The organism is Acinetobacter puyangensis (genome assembly GCF_900096995.1).
In the GTDB taxonomy this organism is placed as follows: domain Bacteria; phylum Pseudomonadota; class Gammaproteobacteria; order Pseudomonadales; family Moraxellaceae; genus Acinetobacter; species Acinetobacter puyangensis.
Genome location: NZ_OANT01000013.1, coordinates 54395 through 75484 on the forward strand (window position 1 = coordinate 54395; position 21090 = coordinate 75484).

21 protein-coding genes and 1 tRNA gene are annotated in these 21090 nt (G+C 41.7%); 11 read left to right on the forward strand and 11 right to left on the reverse strand.

Annotated elements, in window-relative coordinates; genetic code table 11:
• Nucleotides 1-26: 26 nt before the first annotated feature.
• The 5 genes from CRO21_RS15915 to CRO21_RS15935 all read right to left on the reverse strand — a co-directional run bounded on the left by CRO21_RS15915 (nucleotide 27) and on the right by CRO21_RS15935 (nucleotide 6440).
• On the reverse strand, nucleotides 27-650 hold the full coding sequence (locus CRO21_RS15915; RefSeq protein ID WP_097080295.1) for a LysE family translocator: 624 nt from the start codon (nucleotides 648-650) through the stop codon (nucleotides 27-29).
• 48 nt (nucleotides 651-698) lie between these two features.
• On the reverse strand, nucleotides 699-1217 hold the full coding sequence (locus CRO21_RS15920; protein WP_097080296.1) for a DUF1543 domain-containing protein: 519 nt from the start codon (nucleotides 1215-1217) through the stop codon (nucleotides 699-701).
• Between the two features lie 98 nt (nucleotides 1218-1315).
• Complete coding sequence (locus CRO21_RS15925) at nucleotides 1316-2617, reverse strand: solute carrier family 23 protein (RefSeq protein WP_097080297.1); 1302 nt, start codon at nucleotides 2615-2617, stop codon at nucleotides 1316-1318.
• Between the two features lie 144 nt (nucleotides 2618-2761).
• On the reverse strand, nucleotides 2762-5452 hold the full coding sequence (ppc, locus tag CRO21_RS15930) for a phosphoenolpyruvate carboxylase (RefSeq protein ID WP_097080298.1): 2691 nt from the start codon (nucleotides 5450-5452) through the stop codon (nucleotides 2762-2764).
• 364 nt (nucleotides 5453-5816) lie between these two features.
• Complete coding sequence (locus tag CRO21_RS15935; protein ID WP_097080299.1) at nucleotides 5817-6440, reverse strand: TetR/AcrR family transcriptional regulator; 624 nt, start codon at nucleotides 6438-6440, stop codon at nucleotides 5817-5819.
• A gap of 185 nt (nucleotides 6441-6625) precedes the next feature.
• On the opposite strand from CRO21_RS15935, the gene CRO21_RS15940 reads away from it, so the two are divergent.
• The 7 genes from CRO21_RS15940 (at nucleotide 6626) to CRO21_RS15970 (ending at nucleotide 15324) form a co-directional block, all read left to right on the forward strand.
• Nucleotides 6626-7747 (forward strand): efflux RND transporter periplasmic adaptor subunit, encoded by a 1122-nt coding sequence (locus CRO21_RS15940; RefSeq protein ID WP_097080331.1) that lies wholly within the window; start codon nucleotides 6626-6628, stop codon nucleotides 7745-7747.
• 15 nt (nucleotides 7748-7762) lie between these two features.
• Nucleotides 7763-10882, forward strand: coding sequence for an efflux RND transporter permease subunit (locus tag CRO21_RS15945; protein ID WP_097080300.1), 3120 nt, complete (start codon nucleotides 7763-7765; stop codon nucleotides 10880-10882).
• 130 nt (nucleotides 10883-11012) lie between these two features.
• Nucleotides 11013-11390 (forward strand): hypothetical protein, encoded by a 378-nt coding sequence (locus CRO21_RS15950; RefSeq protein WP_097080301.1) that lies wholly within the window; start codon nucleotides 11013-11015, stop codon nucleotides 11388-11390.
• Nucleotides 11391-11722: 332 nt separating this feature from the next.
• Nucleotides 11723-12841, forward strand: coding sequence for a molecular chaperone DnaJ (gene dnaJ, locus CRO21_RS15955; protein WP_097080302.1), 1119 nt, complete (start codon nucleotides 11723-11725; stop codon nucleotides 12839-12841).
• A 118-nt stretch (nucleotides 12842-12959) separates the two neighbouring features.
• Complete coding sequence (gene dapB / locus CRO21_RS15960; protein ID WP_097080303.1) at nucleotides 12960-13769, forward strand: 4-hydroxy-tetrahydrodipicolinate reductase; 810 nt, start codon at nucleotides 12960-12962, stop codon at nucleotides 13767-13769.
• 104 nt (nucleotides 13770-13873) lie between these two features.
• Nucleotides 13874-14563: an START domain-containing protein gene (locus tag CRO21_RS15965; protein ID WP_228150476.1), complete on the forward strand. Its 690-nt coding sequence runs from the start codon at nucleotides 13874-13876 to the stop codon at nucleotides 14561-14563.
• A 128-nt stretch (nucleotides 14564-14691) separates the two neighbouring features.
• Nucleotides 14692-15324, forward strand: coding sequence for a DedA family protein (locus CRO21_RS15970; protein ID WP_097080305.1), 633 nt, complete (start codon nucleotides 14692-14694; stop codon nucleotides 15322-15324).
• Nucleotides 15325-15462: 138 nt separating this feature from the next.
• Here CRO21_RS15970 and CRO21_RS15975 read toward each other — a convergent pair whose 3' ends face one another.
• The 5 genes from CRO21_RS15975 to CRO21_RS15995 form a co-directional block, all read right to left on the reverse strand.
• Nucleotides 15463-15855 (reverse strand): hypothetical protein, encoded by a 393-nt coding sequence (locus tag CRO21_RS15975; protein WP_097080306.1) that lies wholly within the window; start codon nucleotides 15853-15855, stop codon nucleotides 15463-15465.
• Complete coding sequence (locus CRO21_RS15980; RefSeq protein ID WP_097080307.1) at nucleotides 15852-16691, reverse strand: ParA family protein; 840 nt, start codon at nucleotides 16689-16691, stop codon at nucleotides 15852-15854. Before CRO21_RS15980 ends, CRO21_RS15975 begins: the two co-directional genes overlap by 4 nt.
• A 46-nt stretch (nucleotides 16692-16737) precedes the next feature.
• Entirely contained in the window at nucleotides 16738-17127 is a 390-nt protein-coding gene (locus CRO21_RS15985; RefSeq protein ID WP_097080308.1) for a SirB2 family protein, read from the reverse strand.
• 14 nt (nucleotides 17128-17141) lie between these two features.
• Nucleotides 17142-17459, reverse strand: coding sequence for a BolA family protein (locus CRO21_RS15990; RefSeq protein ID WP_097080309.1), 318 nt, complete (start codon nucleotides 17457-17459; stop codon nucleotides 17142-17144).
• A 263-nt stretch (nucleotides 17460-17722) separates the two neighbouring features.
• Nucleotides 17723-18526: a M48 family metallopeptidase gene (locus tag CRO21_RS15995; protein WP_097080310.1), complete on the reverse strand. Its 804-nt coding sequence runs from the start codon at nucleotides 18524-18526 to the stop codon at nucleotides 17723-17725.
• A gap of 192 nt (nucleotides 18527-18718) precedes the next feature.
• On the opposite strand from CRO21_RS15995, the gene CRO21_RS16000 reads away from it, so the two are divergent.
• Nucleotides 18719-18794 (forward strand) — tRNA-Gly (locus CRO21_RS16000).
• A 195-nt stretch (nucleotides 18795-18989) separates the two neighbouring features.
• On the opposite strand, the gene CRO21_RS16005 is transcribed toward CRO21_RS16000, so the two are convergent.
• Nucleotides 18990-19232, reverse strand: coding sequence for a helix-turn-helix domain-containing protein (locus CRO21_RS16005; RefSeq protein WP_097080311.1), 243 nt, complete (start codon nucleotides 19230-19232; stop codon nucleotides 18990-18992).
• A gap of 113 nt (nucleotides 19233-19345) precedes the next feature.
• On the opposite strand from CRO21_RS16005, the gene CRO21_RS16010 reads away from it, so the two are divergent.
• The 3 genes from CRO21_RS16010 to CRO21_RS16020 are packed head-to-tail and all read left to right on the forward strand — an operon-like array spanning nucleotide 19346 to nucleotide 21021.
• A complete protein-coding gene (locus tag CRO21_RS16010; protein ID WP_097080312.1) occupies nucleotides 19346-19561 on the forward strand; it encodes a hypothetical protein in 216 nt (71 codons plus the stop codon).
• A gap of 12 nt (nucleotides 19562-19573) precedes the next feature.
• Nucleotides 19574-20749, forward strand: coding sequence for a site-specific integrase (locus CRO21_RS16015; RefSeq protein WP_097080313.1), 1176 nt, complete (start codon nucleotides 19574-19576; stop codon nucleotides 20747-20749).
• Nucleotides 20749-21021: a hypothetical protein gene (locus tag CRO21_RS16020; protein ID WP_097080314.1), complete on the forward strand. Its 273-nt coding sequence runs from the start codon at nucleotides 20749-20751 to the stop codon at nucleotides 21019-21021. Before CRO21_RS16015 ends, CRO21_RS16020 begins: the two co-directional genes overlap by 1 nt.
• Nucleotides 21022-21090 lie beyond the last annotated feature (69 nt).

Here is a 21090-nt window from a genome sequence, read left to right on the forward strand (position 1 = left end):
TATTTTTTTATGGCTATTTATTGACTTTATATGTTGAGAATAATTTTAACTGCTAATAAGAATAAGACGGTTCCCATCAAATATCGTTGAATTTTAGAGAAAAATTGATTTTTCGCTAAAAATATAGAAATGGTGCCAGCAAAGAAAACAATAAGCGCATTAATCATTACACTGATCAGAATTTGAAGACTGCCTAAAATAATGGATTGATAAAAAATACTTCCTGTTGTATCAATAAATTGTGGCAATAATGATAAGTACATTATGGCTATTTTAGGATTTAATAAATTTGTTAGAAACCCCATACTAAAAAGTTTTAAATTTGAATCATGAGGTAAATTTTTGACTTCAAATGGAGAGTTACCACTAGGTTTCACAGCGCCCCAGGCTAACCAAAGTAAATACATAGCACCGAGAATTCTAATCAAGTCATAAACATGAGGTGTATTAAATAATATTGCAGTAATACCGAGTGCTGCAAGCAACATATAGAATAAGAACCCAAGCCCAACACCAATTAACGAAATAAAACCGGCTTTTTTACCCTGACATATAGATCTGGAGATTAAATAGATCATATTAGGACCTGGCGTTAAAACCATCATGAGTGCTACAAATGAAAAACCTAGAATATTTTCAATATTCATTATAATTTGGCACCTATATGTATTAACGATTTAAAATAGCATGTAATCTCTTTAGGAGATAATAAGATAGTCATTTTTAAAATGATTGGCCGAGTAGTTTGCCTGTTGTAAATGGATATAGTGCTGATCAATCAGGCGTAGTTCAAGGCAATCATCAATATCGACTACAGCATCGGTATGTGGCTTTTGCCAGCGTTGATTGAATTGTAATTTACCTTGTTGTTTTGCATCAGCGGCATTTTTGCCTGCCACAACAAAATAGTCATGGGCTTCACCAAATTGTGTGGCAATGTAGCCACCCAGATTGATCAGATAAAGTTTTAGCGCCAGATGTGTTGGCGGGGTATCCTGATTCACCACCTGATAAGGCAATCCTTGATACATCACACCATGGATCTGCATCCATGCATCAATATGCAGGCCTTTTTGTTGTCCAAACCATCTGGATTTGAGCGTTGTATATGCATTGCAGAGTTGATCGGTAATGACAGGCACAATGTCATGCACTTCAATATTTGCCTGTGGATGTTTTCCGCCCAGTAAAACCACATAAAGCTGTAATGGAGACATAAGGTTTCCTGAATAAGAAATCGTCTTGAACAGGTTCAAGGCATTATTTCACATGTCGCTTTGAACTCAGTGCAAGACGACGTTGGTGTGGCGTGAGCTTAGGATTCGCTTGGATCTTTTAGACTAAACAACCAGTTCAGTAAGATCGCCGCAAAAGTCGCTGTACCGATACCGCCCAGATTAAAACTTCCGATGAGTAATTCGAAATTACCGGCACCGAGAATAATGGTCACCGCTGCTACCACCAGATTTTTATTTTTGGAAAAATCAACCCGATTTTCAATCCAGATTTTTGCACCGGCAATGGTAATTAAACCAAATACGATAATTGAGGCGCCGGTTAAAATGGCACTCGGAATGGTACTGATAATGGCACCGAATTTAGGCGATAAGCCCAGAAAAATAGCAAATACACCAGCGACAATAAAAATAATGGTAGAGTAGACTCGGGTAATTGCCATCACTCCGATATTTTCACCATACGTGGTCATACCCGGACCACCCACTGCACCGGATAGAGAGGTTGCCACACCATCAGCAAAAAAGGCTTTCCCCATTTGTGGGGTCAGGTTTTCACCAGTCATGGCACCTACCGCCTTAATATGACCGAGATTTTCCGCCACCAGAATCAATGCCACAGGAGCGATGATCAGCATGGCTTTATAATCAAATGTCGGTGCATGAAAGGTGGGCAAACCAAACCAATTGGCCTGTGCAATCACGGAAAAATCGATGGGTTTACCCAATCCCAGACCATTGGCCACGATGATATACAGCACATAAGATAGGATTAACCCGACCAGTAATAGCAGGCGTTGTATCAGACCTTTGGTAAAGACGGCAATACTGCCCATACACAACACGGTGAGTAGTGCCATCCACATATCAAACGGATTGCCGGCAACACTTTTTACCGTCACAGGTGCAAGGTTTAAGCCGATGATCATCACCACTGCACCGGTGACCACTGGTGGCATTAATTTCTCGATCCAGCGTGTTCCCACGACCATCACAATGATGCCAATAATCGCATACAGTACCCCACAGGCGACAATCCCGCCAAGGGCAAGTGATAAATTCGGATTGGCACCTGAACCTGTGACATGACCCGTTGCCGCAGCCACCACCCCGATAAAGGCAAAACTTGAACCCAGATAACTGGGCACACGTCCACCCGTCATCAAAAAGAATAAAATGGTACAGATCCCTGAGAGTAAAATCGCCAGATTTGGATCAAATCCCATCAGTAAAGGGGCAAGCACAGTGGCACCAAACATGGCAAAAGCATGTTGAATCCCAAGCACAATACTTTGTCCTGCGGGTAAATATTCATTGGTGGCAACGGGGCGTACGTCGATATTGCCCTGATACGGTCGCCATTTTGGGAACCATGCAGACATAAAATTTTCTCTTTCGGTTGATGGTGGCTATGATAGCGATTGTTGCATCGCAATGGCAGTGTTTGTCAGACAACCAAGCAAGAAAAACGCCACTTCATCAAGAAATGGCGTTTAATCCGACAGCAGGTATTGATGAATGTATGTTTAACCGGTATTACGCAAACCAGCGGCAATCCCGGCAATAGTTACCATCAGGGCATGGTCTACCGGTGTTTGTGTTTGGCCCTGTTCGATGTATTGACGGCGACGACGCATCAGCTCTGCCTGTAACAGATGTAAGGGCAGTAGATAGGTTTTACGTACCCGCATGGATTGATCCAGCACTTCATTTTCACTCAGTAATTCCGATTGAGTTTTTAGCTGCAACAGGGTTTCGATGGCGTTATTGAGTCGTTGTCGCAGGTTTTCTCCCAGTTCAATCAGGGCAGGGTCCTGGGTTAAATGGCTTTCATAGTATTGTGCAATACCACGGTCGGCTTTGGATAACACCATTTCCAACATATCAATCAGGGTTTGGAAATAAGGCCATTCCTCTAGCATCTGCATCAATGTATCTTTTTGCTGATGATTAAGCGCACTTTGCAAGGCGGCACCGGTACCTAACCATGCTGGCAACATCAGGCGAATCTGGGTCCAGGCAAAGACCCATGGAATGGCACGTAAAGATTCGATGCCGCCACTGACTTTACGTTTGGCCGGACGTGAACCGAGGGGCAACATCTGTAATTCCAGTTCCGGTGTAACGGTACGCAAATAACGCACAAATTCCGGATGCTCACGTACTGTCTGGCGATAAATCTGCACCGATTCCGCTGTCATCTTGTCCATCAACTCACGCCAAGTTTGCTGTGGTTTTGGTGGTGGTAACAGGGTAGCCTGTAAGGTTGCCGCACAATAAATTTCCAGATTTTGAATCGCAATATCTTCCAGACCAAATTTAAAACGAATCATTTCCCCTTGTTCGGTGACACGAATCGAGCCCTGAATCGAACCGGGCGGCTGCGCATACAAAGCCTGATGGGTCGGCGCACCGCCACGACTGATTGAGCCACCACGACCATGGAACAGGGTTAATTTGATCTGATGTTTTTGTGCGACTTCAGTGAGTTGTTCCTGTGCCCGATATTGTGCCCAGTTGGCAGACATAAAGCCGGCATCCTTGGCAGAATCCGAGTAGCCGATCATCACTTCATGTTTGCCATTGATATGTTGTTTATACCACGGCATATTCAGCAACTGATCAATGGTTTCGGCAGCATGATCCAAATCATCGAGGGTTTCAAACAGGGGGACTACACGTAAAGGATTGGCAACGCCCGCTTCTTTTTGCAATAACATCACAGCCAGTACATCACTTGGAAATTCGGCCATGGAAATGATATAGGCACCGAGCGAGTCACTGGGTTGCGCTGCAATCATGCGCATGGTTGCCAGTACTTCCTGCACATCAGGATTGGATAGGGCATCCTGTGCATTAAGTGTTGGGTGATAGGGCAATAACGGACGTTTATTGGCAAGTTCCTGAATCAGCCAGGTTTGTTTACTTTGTTCACTCCAGGTTGAAAATTCACCCAGTCCCAGATAGGCAGTAATGGCACTGATCGCTTGACGATGACGGGTCGATTCTTGACGAATATCCAGTTTTACCAATTCGATGCCAAAACAAGTGACACGACGAATTACATCGAGCAGGTGACCATCGGCAATGTCCTGTAATTTACAGGAAGAAAGTGAGTGATAACAGTCTAGTAAGGGTTCTAGTAATTCCTGCGTCGAATGAATCACACCTGTCGCATCAAGGTTACTTTGTCCGCGAATCTTGCCATCCAGCCAGCGTAAGGTCAGTTGTAAACGATCTCTTAAGTCACGCAACCGTTCGCGATAGGGTTCGGCATGATGATGCACCGCCTCGGCAAGTTCGGGGGTGCATTGTTGCATGGATAATTCCCAACGCAAGCTGGCAATGTCTTTTAAAAATAAATCGGCGGCTTTCCAGCGAGAGAGTAATAATACTTCTTGGGTAATGTCATGGGTAACGTTGGGATTACCATCACGGTCTCCACCCATCCATGATGCAAAGCGTATCGGTGCACAATCCAGTGGCAAACGCTGTCCACACTGTTGTTGTACTAGATCATCAAGTTCCCGTAAAAACCGTGGCACAGCCTGCCACAAGGTTTGCTCAATGGTGGTAAAACCCCATTTGGCTTCATCAATCGGTGTGGGGCGTTTTTGCCGGATTTCATCGGTTTGCCATGCAGCGGTGATTTCCTGTTTTAATTGTGCGATCAGGCTGGCATGTTCAACTGGTGTGAGTTTGCGTTGATCCAGATCGGCCAGACAACGGCTGATATCATCATATTTTTGAATTAAGGTACGGCGGCTGACTTCGGTGGGATGCGCAGTTAATACCAACTCAATATGCAGTTCACGCACGGCATCATAGAGAGTTTGACCATCAACCTGCTTATCCTGAAATAGCTGGAATAAATGCTGGAGTGAATTGCTTGGGTTCAGTTTCTTTTGCGGATGGAACTGATTATGGCGCCGCATTCTTACCCCATGATATTGCTCGGCAATATTGGCAAAATTGAGAAAATGGGTAAATGCACGGGTCAGCGGTAAAGTATCCTGATCCTGAAGTTTTTGTAAAATATCGGCAAGGTGCTGTTCTGCTTGTGCATCACCATCACGTGCGCCTTTGGCATATTTACGAATCTGTTCAACCTGATCGAAAAGTTCCTGTCCGACCTGTTGTTTTAAGGTATCACCAAGGAAGTTACCCAATAATCGAACATCTTCACGCAAGGCTGCGTCAATTTCAATGAGTGCCATTCTATTTTTTTCTCCCTGGTTTGTCGTATTTTCAGTTGATACCGATTCAGTTTATACCGAAAAAAACGGGAAAAACAAAAGATTAGTCAAAAGAATAATGACTTTTTAACAAATTAAGGAATATTTACGTCAATCTCAATTTTAATTCATGATTAGTTGATTAATAAATGATCTAAAATTGTAAATTTTACACAAATATTGCTCGTCTCACCGCCTTTGGCGGTTCGGCGAGTAGGTGAGAGACACTGCATCGCAAGTAGCTACAATTTTGGTTGCTGTAGGCAACCAAAATTTAAAAAACATAATATTATTAGTATCTTAGTGAAAATTGATATTCTTAAATAAGTTAAGATTGGCGTAATATTTATATTTTCGGATAAAGTTTGAAAAAGATCTGAAGACGTTGCTGTAGGGTGATTTCAAGCTGTTCGGGCGTTGGTAGATCAATGATTTGCCAGATGGCACGATCATAATTACAATCGGTTAATAAGGTCAGGAACAACTCGGCACATTGCTGACTATTTTCAATATCCAGTAATTTTAAAACGCGTACCTGCTCAAAAAAATTATGCATATTCTGTTGGGTACGGGCAGGTCCGGATTGATAAAACAAATGTACCAGCTCGACATTACTGGTGACCAGACTCGACATCAGTCGCATCAATTCTATTGCTTCTTTGCTATAGAGCATATTTAAAAAAGCAGAACCTAAATCATGCAGTACGTTTTCAATATTACTGTCTGGTCCGATTTCATAATATTTTTTAGGCAGTCTTTGTTCACATACCATTTCAATGGCTGCGCTAAATAATTGGGTCTTGTCATGAAAATGATTATATACCGTCAGTTTGGAAACACCTGCATTTTGCGCAATGGCATCCATGCTTGATCCTTCATAACCCAGCGTTAAAAAAAGGTTTTTTGCGGCTTCCAAAATTGCCTGACGTTTTTTTAAATCTTTGGGGCGACCAAGACCACGTGGTTGCATGTGTATTGACCTCAATGACAGAAGAAATTTGCGGCGTTCACATTTTCATCATTTATTATACTTACTAGTATAGAAAATGAAATGTATTGATGATACATTGACTTTAATTATTATACTGATGGGTATAGTAAGTTAAGGGCAATGCGATACTGCGACATGATAGCAACGAAATGATGAATATGGCGATGAATATGTCTGATTTTGCAAAAATATTGATACTGGGGTTGGTGGCATTATGCTTACAGGCATGTAGTAAGCCGCAAGCTGAAGTCGAACAAGAAAAAATTGTTATGGTGACGCAACCGGTAAATCAGCAGTCACAATTACATAGCTACGCTGGAGACGTGGTTGCCCGGCAGCAAACTGCACTAGCGTTTCGGGTAGGTGGGCAGCTCATCGAACGCTATGCAGATGTGGGTGATCGGGTGAAGGTCGGTCAGGTTTTGGCAAAACTGGATGTTAAGGATGCGGACTTGCAATTGAATGCCGCCCGAGCACAGCTGGAACAGGCACAGGCTGCGGAAAAAAATGCACAGGTCGAATACCAGCGTTTTCAACAACTGTTACCGGATCATGCAGTCAGTCGTTCACAGTTTGATGCCATTGAAAACCAATATAAAGCTGCTTTGTCGAGCTTGAAACAGGCACAGGCAAATTATGCAGTGGCACAAAATCAGACCAGATATAATCAACTGTTGGCCAATAAAAATGGTGTGATAACCGAGCGTAATATTGAGGTTGGACAAGTCGTGGCAGCAGGTCAGGCTGCCTATCAAATCGCCATAGATGGTGAGCGAGAAGTGGCGATTGGTGTGCCGGAACAAGTGATTAACCAGATGAAAGTCGGACAGTCGGCTTGGATTAGCCTATGGTCTACACCAGATCAACGCCATGGTGGATTTATTCGGGAGATTGCACCCGCTGCCGATCAGACTCGAACTTTTGCGGTCAAAGTTGCATTCAAAAATAGCAATGTACCGATTCAACTGGGGCAAAGTGCACGCGTGTTTTTTAATCTTGAACAAGCCAGTCAGTTGAATGTGCCACTGGCCAGTATTTCCGCAGTCAACCAAAATCCCTATGTCTGGATATTGAAACCAGACAATACCCTGAACAAAGTATTGGTCACGATGGGTGAATATCAACATGATGTTGTACCGATTCTATCCGGATTAAAGGCAGATCAATGGGTCGTGGTGGGTGGTGTGCATTTATTGCGTGAAGGACAAAAGGTGAAGCCAGTCGATCGGGAAAATCGCCCTGTGCGCATTAAAGCCAATACTTACATTGCTTCACAACAGCCTTGATTCGGGGAGAATCTCATGCAATTTAATCTTTCTGAATGGGCATTAAAAAATAAGGGACTGCTGCTGTATTTTATGCTGTTTCTTGCGCTGGTCGGCTTGTTTTCCTATTCAAAGTTAGCGCAAAGTGAAGATCCACCGTTTACCTTTAAAGTCATGGTGGTACAAACCTACTGGCCGGGCGCCACGGCAAAAGAAGTGTCGTTACAGGTCACCGATAAAATCGAAAAAGAATTGATGGAAACGGGCAAATACGAAAAGATCTTGGCGTATTCCCGTCCCGGTGAATCGATGGTGACGTTTATGGCCAAAGATTCCATCCATTCGGCAGAGATTCCTGATGTCTGGTATCAGGTACGAAAAAAAGTTGCCGATATCCAGCATGAGTTACCCAGTGGGGTACAGGGACCTTTTTTTAATGACGAATTTGGTGATACCTTTGGCAATATCTATGTGCTCACCAGTCAAGATTTTGATTATGCAGTATTAAAACAATATGCAGATCGTCTGCAATTACAGTTACAGCGGGTCAAAGATGTCGCTAAGGTTGATCTGATCGGGCTACAAAACGAAAAAATATGGATAGAAATTTCTAATACCAAAGCTGCCAATCTGGGCATTCCTGTCACAGCGTTACAACAGGCATTGCAGGAACAAAATAGTATTACTCCCGCAGGTTATTTTGAAACCGCTAGTGATCGTATCCAGTTGCGTGTCAGTGGGGCACTCAAATCGGTTGAAGACTTGAAAAAAATGCCTTTGCTAATTGGTGATCGAACCATTTTGCTGGGCGATGTTGCCGAGGTGTATCGTGGTTTTAGTGAACCTGCACAACCCCGTATGCGATTTATGGGGGAAAATGGTATTGGAATTGCAGTATCCATGCGCAAGGGTGGCGATATTTTGGCATTGGGTAAAAATCTGGAAACAGAATTTGCCCGTTTACAGGACACGTTACCCGTCGGTATGAAACTGGACAAAGTATCGGATCAACCTGTCGCAGTTAAACGCAGTGTCAATGAGTTTATGAAAGTGCTTGCCGAAGCAGTGATTATTGTCTTGCTGGTGAGTTTTTTCTCCTTGGGTTTCCGCACGGGTTTAGTGGTGGCTTTTTCTATTCCACTGGTCTTGGCCATGACCTTTGCCGGCATGTATTATTTTGATGTTGGATTACATAAAATTTCACTGGGTGCACTCATTCTGGCACTGGGTTTATTGGTTGATGATGCCATTATTGCGGTAGAAATGATGGCGATTAAAATGGAGCAGGGCTATAGTCGGCTAAAAGCCGCAGGTTTCGCATGGACCAGCACAGCCTTTCCGATGTTGACCGGTACCTTGATTACTGCCGCAGGGTTTTTGCCGATTGCGACAGCCCAATCCAGCACTGGTGAGTATACCCGCTCGATTTTTCAGGTAGTGACCATTGCACTCTTGGTGTCATGGATTGCAGCGGTATTGTTTGTGCCTTATCTGGGCGAGAAATTATTACCCGATTATCAAAAGCTCAAACTGCATGTGCCATGGTATCAAAAACTCTGGGCAAAATGGCGTAAACAGCCACAACCCATACCGATGCCGCATGATGCGCAGCATGATCCTTATCAGACTCGGTTTTATCAGGGCTTTCGCAAGATGTTGAATGTCTGTGTCAGTTATCGTAAGACGGTAATTGCGGTGACGGTGGCAATCTTTGTTGGGTCGTTGATGATGTTTAAACTGGTACCACAACAATTTTTTCCACCGTCCAACCGGGCAGAAATTTTAATTGATCTTAAACTCGAAGAAGGCGCGTCTCTAACAGCAACCGAGCAAGCTGTCAAAAAAGTTGAACAATTTTTAAAAACCCAACAGGGTATTGATAATTATGTCGCCTATGTTGGGACAGGTTCACCACGGTTTTATCTGCCATTGGATCAGCAATTGCCGCAAACCAGTTTTGCCCAGTTTGTGGTCTTGGCCAGTTCACTAGATGAACGTAATGAAATCCGGAAAAATCTGGATCAGCAATTAAAGCAACTTTTACCACAGGTCCGGACACGGGTGTCATTGCTGGAAAATGGGCCGCCAGTCGGTTATCCGCTGCAATATAGAGTATCGGGTGAAGATTTGGATCTGGTGCGTGAATGGGCACAAAAAGTTGCCGCAGTGGTCAGCGAAAGTCCGGATGCGACAAATGTTCATCTCGATTGGGGCGAACCCAGCAAAATGATTTATTTGGAGATTGATCAGGATCGTGCGCGTCAACTCGGGATCAGCAGTCAAAGTCTGGCAAATTTTTTAAACAGTTCAATTTCAGGCAGTGTGATCAATCAATATCGTGAGAAAAGCGAATTAATCGAAATTCGTTTGCGTGGCGATGCCATCGAACGTGTCAATGTCGGTGCATTATCGAGTCTAGCTGTTCCCACCAGTTCCGGCAGCAGCATACCTTTATCGCAGATTGCTAAAATTGAATCCGGTTTTGAAGACGGGTTAATCTGGCATCGGAATCGCTTGCCAACCATTACCGTTCGTGCCGATTTACGCAGTGATAAATTGCCTGCTGCAATTGTGAATGATTTAAGTACGCAAATGCAGCAATTACGAGAGCGGATGCCAAGCGGTTATTTACTGGAAGTGGGCGGCACGGTAGAGGAATCGGCCAAGGGACAAGATTCTGTTAATGCCGGTATGCCATTATTTCTGGCTGTGGTCTTTACTTTGTTGATGCTGCAATTGAAAAGTTTTTCTCGTGCAGTCATTGTCTTTCTGACTGCGCCGCTTGGTATCATTGGTGTGACTTGGTTTTTATTATTGTTTGGTAAGCCTTTTGGTTTTGTTGCCATGCTCGGCACCATTGCATTGTCGGGCATGATTATGCGTAACTCTCTGATTTTGATTGATCAGATTGAACAGGATATTCGGGCGGGGATTGATCCTTGGAATGCTGTGATTGAAGCGACAGTCCGACGCTTTCGTCCGATTATCCTGACCGGTTTGGCCGCAGTTCTGGCGATGATTCCCTTGTCGAGAAGTATTTTCTTTGGCCCAATGGCGGTGGCCATTATGGGGGGATTGATCGCTGCAACTTTGCTGACATTATTTTTCTTGCCAGCCGTCTATGCAACTTGGTTCAAAGTGAAAAAAGTAAACTAATTATCAAAATTCGGTATACAATAGAATAGTATTTTTGTATGGTTTCATTGCAGTATTTTTACTGCATGAAATAAAGGAAACCCGCAGCTGAAGAGTTGCGGGTTGATCATTAAGAAGGTTGGGGTTTTAAATGGGGTCAGAGCAACAAAAAAAACAGGAAAAGCGCATCTTGATGGCTTACTTGTTTATGCTGTTAACCGTTTTTTCAATTATACCGATCATTATTGCGTACTGGATGGCAGCCCGTGTCACGCATGTCCCCGATCTGGAAGTCTGGCTAAGTTCACATGCGTTCTGGATTGTACGTAGCTTAATGATTTTTATCTGTATTGCGATTTTTGCAGCGCTATGGTTTATCCCCTTGGCATTTTTGGTATGGGATCAATATATCTGGGTGACCGCTTGTACCATTGTTGGTGTGATATTTGCCATCATTGCTTGGCTATATCTATTAAATGCTTGGTTAAAGGGTATTTCCCGCTATTTTAAGCGTAAGCCTGTGTATTAAAATAATTTTTTGATATGATCAAATCTTGTGTTTGATACCGCTATTTTAAGTATTTACGGGATTTAGCACATAGGCTTTAATGGTATGGGTGAATGAAAACGTCAATATCATTTCTATATAACGTTTAAAACACGGCTTTAAAGCCTATACTCAATAGCAAGTCACATGATCAATTCAGTGGTATTGTAAAATATATTATTGATGGTGGTCAGAGATTCTTGCTGAATTCTTAAAATAAATGCTGTCTACGCTTGTAATCTATAAAATCATCCCAACATTAGCCGCAGTCTAAATTTTTTACTATTCAATATGCGTTAGGAGTACCGCTGCTCATGGCAAAGCGTGACTATTATGAGGTTTTAGGTGTTTCTAAAACTGCCAGTGATGATGAAATTAAAAAAGCCTATCGTAAATTGGCGATGAAATATCATCCAGACCGTAACCCTGATAATGCCGAAGCAGAAGAAAAATTCAAAGAAGCTTCGGAAGCCTATGAAGTCTTGTCTGATAGCGAAAAACGCAGCATGTATGACCGTATGGGTCATAACGCCTTTGAAGGTGGCGGCGGCTTTGGTGGCGGTGGCTTTAATGCAGAGGATATTTTCAGTCAGTTTGGTGATATTTTTGGCGGCGCCTTTGGTGGTGGAAGCCGTGGCGGGCAGCGCCAGCGTCGTGGTTCGGATCTACGTTATGTGATGACGCTGGATCTGGAAGAAGCGATTAAAGGTGTGAAAAAAACCATTACGTTCTCTGCGCCAGCACCCTGTGATGCTTGTGATGGTAAAGGCGCAAAAAATGCCAGTGATGTAGAAACCTGTAGAACCTGTCACGGTAGCGGGCAAATCCGTATGCAACAGGGCTTCTTTGCGGTACAGCAAACCTGTAGTACCTGCCGTGGTACAGGAAAAACCATTAAGAATCCATGTAACAGCTGTCATGGTAGCGGCATTAAAGATCGTCAGCAAACACTGGAAGTCACCATTCCTGCGGGTGTAGATAACGGCGATCGGGTGCGCTTATCTGGTAAAGGCGAAGCGGTTACAGGCGGACAGGCTGGCGATTTATATGTCGAAGTTGTAGTGCGTGAACATCCGATCTTCCAGCGTGATGGTGCCGATCTGTATATGGATGTGCCAGTGAGTATTGCTGATGTTGCGCTGGGTAAAGAAATTGAAATTCCAACGTTGGACAGTCGTGTCAGTTTGAAAATCCCAGAAGGTACGCAAACAGGTAAATTGTTCCGTTTACGTGGCAAAGGGGTGAAACCTGTACGCAGTACTATGGTCGGTGATTTACTGTGTCGTATTGTGGTGGAAACCCCAACCAACCTGACCGAGCGTCAACGTGAATTGCTGAAAGAATTGCAAGCCACGTTAGGTGAAAGTAATCAACATAGTGATTCCAAAAAGAAAAAAGGTTTTTTTGATAAAGTCTCTGACTTATTTGATTAAGCCCATATCTGAATGAATGCCTGCATAACGCAGGCATTTTTTATATAAAACCTTCTGAATTCGCTGAGTTTTGCTATAGTAGACGGCAAATTTTATTCAACCTTTTTTTGAGGTCATTATGACAACTTCACCACGTATAGGTATTTTAGGTGCTGGCGGGCGTATGGGTCGCACTTTAATTCAGGCGGTTCATCAAGCTGGATACACTTTGGCAGCGGCAGTAGAACGTCCGGAAAGTAGTCTGGTCGGGGCAGATGCAGGTGAACTTGCTGGCATTGGTGCACTCGGTGTAAATGTGGTGGCCACCATTGAAGAAGCATTGCCACATTGTGATGTGGTGATTGACTTTACTGCCCCTGTTGCGACAGAGGCACATTTAAACGCATGTCGTGCGGCTAAAGTGGCCATGGTCATAGGAACAACCGGATTAAATGATGCACAAAAAGCATTACTGCAAGACGCTGCCAAAGACATCCCTGTGGTTTATGCGGCCAATTATTCTGTGGGTGTCAATGTTTCCATTAAGCTGCTTGAACTTGCGGCAAAAGCCTTTGGTGATAGTGTTGATATTGAGATTGTCGAGGCGCATCATCGCCATAAAGTCGATGCACCTTCAGGCACAGCCCTGATGATGGGTGAGGCGGTTGCGCATACCTTAGGCCGTGATTTAAAAGAAGTCGCCGTCTATGGTCGTGAAGGTATTACAGGGCCGCGTGATCGTCAGACCATTGGTTTTGAGACCATTCGTGGTGGTGATATCGTCGGTGAACATACAGTGATGTTTATTGGTGAAGGCGAACGCCTGGAAGTCAAACATACGGCAACCAGTCGTATGAATTTTGCTGGTGGTGCGGTACGCGCAGCGGCATGGGTTTCTGATAAATCACTTGGTCGTTACGATATGCTGGACGTCCTCAATTTAAAGTAACATAAATCTAGCCGACAAAAATAACAGATCTATTATAAAATAAAGCGTGTTGAGCTTTTAAATTATGCGTCATGATGCAAACTCAACACGTGGACACAGGCACAATGCTGTCGCCTCAAATGGAAATTTTGATGTTAAAACGATTAAAACAGCCGGCATGGATAGTGCTGGTATCAACAATGTTGATAGCAAATACCGTACACGCTGCGACACAGGAAAAATTATCAATCAATAAAAATGGCATTAAGGTCTGGACCTATCAGGTTGAGAATAATCCTATAATGCGATATCGGGCTGAAACCATTGTGAATACCACATTGGAAAACGCAGTAGGTTTGATTCTCGATACTGAAAAGGGTAAAAAATGGATTCCTTATGTCAGCGATCTCAGCGTTATTGAACGTAATGATACGATTGGAAAATTTATTGTCTATATGCGTCTGGATTTTCCCTTTCCATTAAGCGATCGTGATCTTGTGGTAGAAGGTAAGTTAAGTAAACTTAGCGATGGGCGAATTGTATTTAAGAATAAATCCATTGTTGATGCACGTGTGCCCGTAAAAGCCAATATTGTGCGGATTCAACAATATGAAGGAGACTGGGTATTTCAAAAATTAGCTGCGCAACAAGTCAAAGTCAGCACGTCCGGTTTTGCCGATCCGGCTGGTGCTATTCCCTTATCTTTTGTCAATAATTTTGTCCAGCAACAACCCTATCAAATGCTGCAACGGATGAAGCAGCAAGTGAAACAAAGTCATTATAGCAGCAATGATATTCCCGAAGTGTTACGTTGAGTCAGATTTAATCCATGGAGCAGGATTGAATGACTTAAAATTATTTGTATAAAAAGCATTAAGCTTAATGCATATCAGGGCAACTACTGATAGCATGAGTCAATATTTTCTCTACTTTAATAAATATCATGTATCTTATTGATTTCATTTTGCATGTGGATCAACATCTGGTTGAATTTGTAACCAATTATGGCACTTGGATCTATGTCATTCTATTTTTGATCATCTTTGTCGAAACTGGTCTGGTGGTGATGCCTTTTTTGCCCGGAGATAGCCTGTTATTTGCCGCAGGTGCACTCGCAGCAACCGGGGCAATGAATCCCTGGATGTTGATTGTATTACTGTTTGTGGCCGCTGTATTGGGTGACACGTTGAATTATCATATTGGTAAATATATTGGACCACGGGTATTTGAAATAGAGTCGCGCTGGATTAACAAAGAATATCTTTATAAAACGCAGGCTTTTTTTGAAAAACATGGTGGCAAAACCATTATTTTTGCTCGTTTTATTCCTTTTGCCCGTACCTTCGCACCATTTATTGCCGGCGTTAGTCATATGCATTATCGCTATTTTTTAAGTTATAACATCATTGGTGCAGCATGTTGGGTGTGTTCTTTTATTTTACTCGGTTATTTGTTTGGCAATATTCCGGCCATCAAAGATAATTTTACCTATGTGATTTTTGCTATTATTTTGATCAGTGTACTTCCTGCACTGATTGCGTTTGTACGTGAACGACTATTCAAGAAAAAAGCATAAACCAAGAAAAAAGTATAAATTAAAATATCGAGCTGGTATGAATACTGGCAGGTAATTGCAAAAATGGGCGATTTGCAACATGATGTTGTGACAAATCGCCTGCTGTTTTTTAATTAAGTTCTTCTAAGCTGAATCGCATTACGAAGTTTTCTGACGAGGATGTTGAATTGGGCAATTTTTAAAGTTTGCGGCTTGTTCAATCGCATCCTGCTGCCCGAATAACTTGCCGATTTCGGTCCGTTTGCTGTCACTGGATTGTCCCATATTGACAGAGACACTCGGGCCAAAGCCCCATCCGCCACGCCCCCAGCCACCGCCTAAACCAATACCCAAACCAACACCAGTACGTTTTGCTGGTTCCACACCTTGTTGTAAATATTGACTGATTCTGGCATATTCGGCATGTAATTGGGCGCAGTCCCAGCCCTGATATTGAGTTGGCGACACATAGGTGGGTTTAACATTTCCGGTTGCACAGCCTGTCGCCATAACTGCGGTTGCAAGCATTAAACACATCAGAGAAGTTTTCATTGAATACCTTCAATTTCATTAAATAATTCACGATAGGTTTGGCTGAGTTTGTGATCTGCTGCCAAATGAATAAGGGGTAAATTTTTAAGATGTGATTCTTTCATAATGACCGATGGCGGTAGCATGGTCGCAAAAACTGGCAATTGATCCTGACGTAATTGTGTGACAATTTCCCGTGGCAGTTTTGCCTGAGATTGAAACTGATTGACAATCACGCCTTCCACGCTTAACTGATCATTATGATCCTGACGGGTTTCTACGATATTTTCCAGTAAGGTCAATAAAGCACGATGAGAAAATACATCACAGTCAAAAGGTATCAGCACCCGATCGGCAGCAATTAACGCAGATAACGTAAAGAAATTAAACGCTGGGGGTGTATCGATATAAATCCGGTCAAAGTGAGCCTCAAGTTTCTTAATCGCATCTCTTAATTTATAAATCTTATGTTTGGATTCCAGTGCATGTTCCAATGCACCTAATTCGGCATGGGCAGGAATCACTGAAAGATTGGCAAAAGGACTTTGATGAATAACGGCTTCCAGACCTTTGGGCTTACTGCTGAGCAATGAACCAATTGCCGAGCCAATCAAGCCTTTGGCCTGTGTATTGCCGACGACTTCTTCAAAAAAATTATAAATATTGGGATTAAATATTGGTAAGGTCTGACGACTTTCATCTGAACCACCCAGAATATACTGACTGGAATTTGATTGTGGATCAAGATCAATGACCAGCGTGCGATAACCTTGTACTGCACTGATGGCAGCAAGATTGACAGTGATGCTGGATTTACCAACACCACCTTTCTGATTAAAGACCACACGTGTAATCATTGATTTCTCCTTGTTTTAATGACTATAGAGTGATATCTGGCTGGGTTTATCCAAATAGTGGCTTAAGTAAAACCAGCCCAAAGATGGCAAAATAGGCAACAATTGCAATGGTCAACCCAGCTTGTCTTTGGATTAATAACATATCAGGACGACGTTTAAAGGCTTTTGCTGAAGCCGATAACACCACGACAAATAAAATGATTTTGGCATAAAACCATGCCTCAAACTGAAAATTAATCTTCCATAATAACCATAAACCCGATAACACCAGAATACTATAACTCAAGTGTTGTAAGGCAACGAAAATCTTGTTAGACGTGGTACTTTTTTCTTGCCAGCGGCTTTGAATTAAAATCGGAAATGCGCGTAACAGCAAAAAGGTAAATGCTGCATATGCCATGATGATATGAACAAATTTAAAGATTTCCGTAGCCATTATTGATCCCAGCTTTAAGAATTTTCAGTTTTTGGCGCATGGGCACATGCTGGACTGTCTGGACGTTCACCAGTCCATTCCTGTGGGGTATAGGCATGAATGGCCAGCGCATGGATTTTTGCCGGTGCGAGTAGATCCCCTACTAGGGCATATACTTTTTGATGGCGTTTGACCAAACCCAAACCTTCAAATAGTGGGCTGACCACAGTCACTTTAAAATGGCTTTCCTTGCCAGGGAAATAGCCGCCATGTCCGGAAGATTCATTTAAAATTTCCAGATATTCGGCAGATAAAGGCTGGAGTAATTGTTCGAGTTGAGCTTGTAAAGACATCATCTGGCCTGCTTAAAAAATAGCTTCTATTGCAGTGTAGCATAGCGGAATAAAAAGTGACAAAAGCCAAAAAACAATATGAATTCGCGCATGAGAAATTGATATTCATCAGACAGATTTAAATAATACAGCACTCTTTTTATTTAAAGATGTAAGACATTTATTTCACTTGTTTTATTCAGGCTGTAGACGATAGAGATTGTTGATCTACAGCCCTTCATATTTAGACAATATAATACTGAAAATGATGATTTTTTTATAACTTAGCGTTTAGCCTGCTGATAAAGCGGCATCACTTTGGGAATCAGTGATTGCAGGTTTTGAATACGATTGGCCGGGTTAGGGTGCGTACTTAAAAACTGTGGTGATCCAGATTGATTCGCTGCCATCATTTTTTGCCATAAGGTCACCGATGCCTGTGGGTTATAGCCGGCACGCGCCATCAGTTCCAAACCTAATACATCAGCTTCGGTTTCCTGTGTTCTGCTATTAGGCAAACTTACCCCGACCTGACTTACCAGACTGGCCAGTTGCGCTTGTCCTTCTGTCATGCCAGTTGCAGCCGCCAGAATACCTAAACCTGCCTGTTGTGCGTAGGCACGAGAAACATTTTCACGACCATGTTCACGTAAAGCATGTGCCATTTCATGTCCCATAATTGCAGCGATTTCATCATCACTGAGATTTAAACGATCAATAATCCCTGTATAAAACATGATTTTTCCACCGGGCGCACAAAAGGCATTTAATTCATTACTTTTAATTAAATTAACTTCCCACTTCCATGATGATGCTTCTGGACGGAGTACTTTCGCTTGAGGAATCAAGCGATTGGCAATCCGCTGTAAACGGGCATATTGTGCACTATTGGTGTTCAATGCACCTTGTGATTTTGCCTGAGAAACAAGTTGGGAATAACTTTGCGCTGAAAGACTGTTCACTTCTGCATCAGAGACAATTAAAAACTGTTTGCGATCTACACCTGTTGTACTGGTTAAGGTTGTGCTGGAACACCCTGCGGTAAACGCCAAAGTAGTGGCTAAAATTGTGGCAGTAAAAAATTTCATTGTCACTCCATTACGCAAAATTTTAATATTGTTGATGATAAATATTCTAAGTGTTTCTATGAAAAATTTCCGTATTAAAATTGCATATGGAATGATATTAACGTCAAAATATGCTGATAATTTCGGCAATTAATCAAGGAATTGAGAAAAATTTCTTGACCTAATTTTGGAATACGTTATTATGTGCGGCATGCGGGAATAGCTCAGTTGGTAGAGCACAACCTTGCCAAGGTTGGGGTCGCGAGTTCGAGTCTCGTTTCCCGCTCCAAATTCTTAAAAGCCTCAATCAAATGATTGGGGCTTTTTTTATTATATTTTCAATCACTTAAAGAGTTAAACGTAAACCCTTTTCATCATTTAAAGACTTCAGAAAAGTCAAGCCCTTTCCAGTTGATGAGAAAAAAGTGACCAAAAGTGACCAAAAAAAGACTAAAAGTGCCAAGGCACTTTTTATTTAGGAATTCTATTTAGGACTTTCTGTTGATTCTTTTGTATTAGAATCGGTTTCTGTTTTATAAATCAAAATATCACCTACTTCGACTTTTAATAAAGCACAAATTTTTTCGAGTGTTTCAAAATCAATCCTTGTTGATTGACCATTATAAAGTTTATGTAAGGTCGTTTTACTCATTCCCGTGGCACGGACTAAATCAGATACTTTCATTCTTCGTTCTGCTAAAAGAACTGGCAAATTACAAACAATCACAAAATTACCTCCTTTGTGGTAAAAATAACTTGCTTTGAGATAAAATTATGTTAATATCACTTTAAGGTTATTTTTTACCTTTATTGTGATAAATTTTATAAGGAAGCAGTTTTATGAGTCTAACATATCTTACAACCAAAGAACTATCGGATCGAATCCATTATAACGAGCGAACTATTCGAAATCAGTTAAAAGATTCCGTTCTTATCGAAGGTGTGCATTACATTCGCCCTTTTGGTGGGCGGAAAATTTTATATATTTGGGAGCGTATTGAAGAAGATATGACGAAGCCTATGTTAGCAAATCTTAGTTCTTTATGTTTGCAATAGGAGAGCAATGCTATGGGAAATATTACTACAAGATATGGCAATCTCTATGTGGATTTTCGCTATCTAAATAAACGTTGTCGAGAGGTGACATCTTTAAAAGACAATCAAACTAATCGTAAAAAGTTAGAAAAAATATTGGAGCGTATAGAAGCTGAAATTTTATTGGGTATATTTGATTATGCAAAATATTTCCCAAAAAGTAAGCAGCTTAAAGAAATACAGTCGATAAAAAATCAACAACTCGTTGTTGAAGCTAAGACACCTACTTTTGAGACTTTTTATAAAATTTGGTTACTTGAAAAGGAGGTTGAATGGCGTCCTAGCTATAAGGAAAAAATAAATATTGTTATGACTAAATACCTAAAATCTGAATTTGGTCATGTTGTTTTAATGAAGATTAATAAAGAAAGCATTCTTGCTTTTCGTGCCGCCCTCGCCAAAGTTGAGCACGGAAAAAAACAAAAATGCTTATTACCATCAAGGATCAATCAAATCATGACAGTACTACGTATGATACTCAATGAAGCTGCTGAAAGATACAGTTTTGAATCGCCCTTTAAGAATATTAAAAACTTAAAAGAGCCTAAACCAGAAGTAATGCCCTTTACATTAAATGAGGTACATAAAATTCTTGTGACAGTTCGCGAGGATTTTAAACCTTATTACACTGTCCGCTTTTTTACAGGATTGCGTACCAGTGAAATAGATGGTCTAAAATGGAAAAATGTGAATTTTGAACGTCGTGAAATTTATATAAAAGAAGCTCTTGTGAACGGCATTATGGGACCAACAAAAACCGATGGTTCTAATCGTACAATTCAGATGAGTCCAAAAGTCTACGAGGCTCTTCTTACACAAAAACAACTTACTTATAAACGTTCAGATTTTGTTTTCTGCAATCGTGCAGGTGAGGCATTAGATTATAGACAGGTTAATCGTAGAGTGTGGCATCCTCTACTACGTCATTTAGGTCTTGAATCTAGGCGAGCATATCAAAGCCGTCATACAGCGGCTACTCTATGGTTATCTGCGGGAGAGAATCCTGAATGGATTGCTAGACAGTTAGGACATTCTACAACTGAAATGTTATTTCGTGTTTATAGCCGCTATGTACCGAATATGACTCGAAGAGATGGTAGTGCATTTGAAGCAATGCTTGATCGTGTAAATATGATGGAGAATGCCTAATGAATAGTCATGTTCTTGCAAAATCTTTTTATTGCAATGTTGTTGTGAGTCGTTTAGCCGATGAAATTGCTCGAGAATTGATTGCGGAATTTTATATAAAAGCATTAAATAATTTAGCTTTTCTATTAGACGGAACGGTTTTGATGAATGATCATCAAATTTTAAGACTTTGGACTCAAAAAATGATTGATTTATATGAGCAAGAGTACTTAATTGATGAGCTGAAAATGCATATACGGTTACAGTTTATGCGGCTTGTCAGGATTATTTAAATAATCAAACTAAATAAGGCGATCTAATGATTTATTGAGATCGCCTTATTACTTTTTATCATTAATTAT